4 protein-coding genes are annotated in these 3,613 nt (G+C 72.7%); all 4 read right to left on the reverse strand.

Annotation, left to right across the window (positions count from 1 at the left end; translation table 11 throughout):
- Positions 1-2,180 (reverse strand): hybrid sensor histidine kinase/response regulator (locus SM757_RS34570; protein ID WP_322468804.1); only part of this gene is annotated, 2,180 nt, incomplete at its 3' end.
- 188 nt (positions 2,181-2,368) lie between these two features.
- A complete protein-coding gene (locus SM757_RS34575) occupies positions 2,369-2,728 on the reverse strand; it encodes a DUF3140 domain-containing protein (protein ID WP_322468805.1) in 360 nt (119 codons plus the stop codon).
- Positions 2,729-2,736: 8 nt separating this feature from the next.
- Entirely contained in the window at positions 2,737-2,943 is a 207-nt protein-coding gene (locus SM757_RS34580; protein WP_322468806.1) for a hypervirulence associated TUDOR domain-containing protein, read from the reverse strand.
- A gap of 132 nt (positions 2,944-3,075) precedes the next feature.
- Entirely contained in the window at positions 3,076-3,357 is a 282-nt protein-coding gene (locus SM757_RS34585) for a YkvA family protein (protein WP_066340032.1), read from the reverse strand.
- Positions 3,358-3,613: the final 256 nt, after the last annotated feature.

Raw genomic sequence — 3,613 nt, forward strand, 5'->3', positions numbered from 1 at the left:
GTCACGGGCTTCACGAGCACCGCGTCGATCAAGTCGCCGCCCGGGGCGGCCGGCAGCGCCTCGCGCAGCGCCGGCGCCTGCGCGGCCGGGCACAGCAGCACCAGCACGCGCGGCGAGGGCGCCACGGCCGCCGCCTCGTGCAGCGTGCGCACGGCATCCAGCCCCGCCTCGTCCGCGGGCGTGTCCAGCACCACCACGTCGAAGCCGCCGCTGCCCTGCGCGGCGCGCTGCGCCAGCGCCTGCGCGGCCTGCGCCGCGTCGTCCGCGGCCTGCACCGTCCAGTGCAGCGTGGCAGCACAGCCCTGCAGCGCCTGGCGCAGCTCGGGTCGCGCGGTGGCGGCCAGCATCTGCAGCCGCGCCGGCGTGGGCGGCCGGGCGGCGGCCGCGTCGCGCACGAGCCGCACCGTGAACCAGAACTCGCTGCCCTGGCCCGGCGTGCTGTTGACGCCCATGTCGCCGCCCATCATGCGCACCAGGCGGCGGCAGATGGCCAGGCCCAGCCCCGTGCCGCCGAAGCGGCGCGAGGTGGAGACGTCGGCCTGCGTGAAGGGCGCGAACAGCGCGGCCTGCTGGCCCTTGGGGATGCCTATGCCGGTGTCGCGCACCGTGAAGCGCAGCAGCGCACGCTGCCCGTCCTCGGCCTCCAGATGCAGCGCCACCTCCACGAGGCCGCGCTCGGTGAACTTCACGGCGTTGCCCGCCAGGTTGACCAGCACCTGCTCCAGCCGCAGCGGGTCGCCGCGCAGCCGCTCCAGGCCCGGGGGCGGGGGCTGTATGACCAGCTCGATGTCCTTGCCCGCGGCGGTGGTGGCCATCACGGTGGCCAGGCTGTCGAGCACGTCGTGCAGGCTGAAAGGCGTGTCCTCCAGCTCCAGGCGGCCGGCCTCGATCTTCGAGTAGTCCAGGATGTCGTTGATGATGCCCAGCAGCGAGCGCCCGGCGCTGTGCACCTTGCGCACCAGCTCGCGCGCCTCGGCGCCCAAGTCGGACTTCTCCAGCAGGTAGGCCAGGCCCAGCACGGCGTGCATGGGCGTGCGTATCTCGTGGCTCATGTTGGCCAGGAAGCGGTCCTTGGCCGCGTTGGCCGCCTCGGCTTCGCGCACGCGCAGCGCCAGCTCCGTGTTGAGCCGCGTGCGCTCCAGCAGCAGCGCCTGCACCGCCGCGGTGGCGCGCTCACGCTCGGCCGCGTCGGCCTGCTGGCGCCGCGCGCCGCGGTAGATGGCCGCGGTGGCCGCGGCCGTCACCAGCACCACCAGCGCCGCCAGGGCGCAGATGAGCAGCGCGTTGCTCTCCCAGCCGCCGATGTAATCGTCGGTGGCCAGGCCCACGATCACGTAGAACGGGTACTTCTGCAGCCGCCGGTAGCTGTTGCTGCGCTCCACGCCGTCCAGCGCGGTGGTGGCGACGTAGGCCCCCTCGTCAGGCGCCTGGCGCAGCGCCTGGCGCAATTGCGCGGAGACGTTGCGGCTGCCCACCGCGTCGTGCGGCGTGGGCGCGCGGTGCACCAGCGCCAGGTCCGTGGTGCGCAGCGTGACGGCGCCGTGCGCGCCCAGCGACAGCGCCATGACCTTGCTGAACTCGGTGGTGGGGACGCTGGCGTGCACGATGCCGGCGAAGCTGCCGTCCGGGCCGCTGAGCCGGCGTGCCAGCACGATCACCCACTGCTGCGTGATGCGGCCGAACAGCGGGCCGGAAACGATGAGCCCGGCGCGCGGGTCGGTCTTGGCGCGCAGGAAGAAGTCGCGGTCGGCGAGGCTGACGGGCGAGTCCACGGTGGCCGCATGGCCCCAGCGCACGAAGCCGTCGGCGCCGGTGGCGCGCAGCGTGGCCACCTCCGGCAGCAGCGCCTGCTGCGCCGCCAGCAGGCTGTTCAAGCGCGCGTCGCGCTGCGTGCCCTGCTCGGTGGTGGCCGCGTATTGCGCCGCCACGGTCTGCAGCACGATGTCGGCCTTGTCCAGCGTGGCGCTGACCTGGCGGTCCATCAGCGTGGCCAGGTTCTGCGTGGCCGAGAGGGCACGCTCGCGGTAGAGCTCGTGGTCGTGCCACAGCACCAGCGACACCAGCGCCGCCATGAGCAGCGCGATGGTCAGGACGAAAGCGGCGTAAGGCCCCCACGACACCCTCGCCGTCGCACCCGTGGCCGCGCCAGGCTCGCGCTCGGCATCCAGGGCTGGGGGCAAAGTGGCTGACGAAGCGGGAGGAGAGGACCAGGCCACGGCGGGAAAGAGAAACCAGTTGCAAAGGAGGCCCTCCCGCGAACAGGGTGGGCGGCCGGCATGGTGCCATGCCGCCGTGGCGCCACAGGCCCGTCTGCCTTGCTGTTACACGCCCGGCGCGAGGCGGGGCGCAGCGGGCGGGGTGGCCGGATTCAGTCGGGCTCGTCGCGCAGCGGGTCGTGGCCCCAGTTCATGAGCGACCAGCGCCAGCGCGTGTCGCGCACGTCGCCGCTTGGGCGCTGCGCCAGGTGGCGGTGCACGTAGCCCACGACCTTGCGCATCTGCCGGTAATCCTCCGCGTCGAGCTGCGCGTGCTTCTTGCGCAGCAGCTCGACGATGCGGCGGCCGGACTGGTGCCCCACCGCCTCGTGCTCGCCCTCGTGCGTGAGGCCCACCTGGCGCGACTGCTGCGTCTGCAGCCAGCGCTCCAGGGCGGAAGGGGACATGTTCACCACGTCCTCGAAGGCCTTGATCGTGGCGGCCTGCTCTTCTTGCTCCTTGCTGTGCTCCACGGCCACGGCTAGGCCTTTCCCAAGGCGTCGGCCTTGTGCACGGCCTTGCGGCCGGACTTGTCGCTCCGGACCTCGTACTGGGGCTGCTGTGGCGAGGCCTTGGCGGTGTGGCCGCCGGTGTGCGCCTGGCCCGTCACCTTGCGCGTGACGCTGCCGTGCGTCGGGCCCTGCGGCGTATTCCATTCGACCGCATCGCCTTTTCTCAACTCGGACATGGCCTGCTCCTCGGGTGTGTGCGGCTTCGTGACCGGGGCCGCAGCGTTGCGGTCCCGGTCCTCCCATCCGGGGCAACCCGCATGCCGAGGACCCGGGGAAAGCCTGAGGCGGGCCGCTGGGAAACGCCGCTGCTAGGCGCGGGTGCCGAAGCGCTGGTCGGCGGCGCGGGCAATGTGCGGCGGCAGCCGGTTGAGCAGGAAGCGTATGGCCAGCGGCACCAGCACCACGTCGTCCAGCACGCCTATCACGGGCAAGGCGTCGGGCAGCAAGTCCACCGGCGACAGCAGGTACAGCGCGATCAGCGCCGTGCCCCACTTGAGCCAGGCCGGCGACTGCGGATGGCGCAGTGCGAACCACAGCCGCCGTGCGTCGCCACGCACCACGGTCCACAACAGGGTCAGTCGCTTCCACATCGTGAGGTACTCCATGCGGGCGCAAAAACAGCACGCCCAGGGGCGACATGGTGCCTATGCGGCCCGCACACAAGGCCGTGGGGACATGCGGTCACAGTTGCGTGCGATGCGCCGTGCCGCGCATGGCGCTTGCCCGCTGCGCAGGCAGACAGTGCGCAGGAGTCGGCCATGGGCTTGCTGGACCAGTTGCTGGGTGGCGCCGCGGCGGCGCAGGACGAGGGCCAGGGCGCCGCGCCGGCCGATGTGGGCCTGCCGG

The sequence above is a fragment of the Azohydromonas lata genome (assembly GCF_034427735.1).
Lineage (GTDB): Bacteria > Pseudomonadota > Gammaproteobacteria > Burkholderiales > Burkholderiaceae_C > Azohydromonas > Azohydromonas lata.